Genomic DNA, 260 nt, shown 5'->3' on the forward strand with positions numbered 1-260 from the left:
ATGTTAGCCGATCGGACGGCCGATTCCCCCTGTCGGCGGCAGGGGTGTCGGCGGTTGCCGGGGCGTCCCCGGCGGCGGGCTCAGGCCAGACGTTTCAGGGCCGTCTTGTAGTGTTGGCCGCGCGCCACGTAATGGGCGGTGTTCTTGTGCAGGTTGGCGATTTCCTCGTCCGACAGTTCGCGCACGATCTTGCCGATGCCGATGACCAGGGAATTGTCCGGAATCACCCGGTCTTCCGGGATGATGGCGCCGGCGCCGAT

At 66.2% G+C, this 260-nt stretch carries 1 pseudogene; it reads right to left on the minus strand.

Features of this window, described 5'->3' with window-relative positions:
* Positions 1 to 80 precede the first annotated feature (80 nt).
* Positions 81 to 260: pseudogene (locus SB751_RS32250) on the minus strand (gamma carbonic anhydrase family protein); the annotation flags it as partial.

Source organism: Cupriavidus sp. SIMBA_020 (genome assembly GCF_046535395.1).
GTDB lineage: Bacteria > Pseudomonadota > Gammaproteobacteria > Burkholderiales > Burkholderiaceae > Cupriavidus > Cupriavidus campinensis.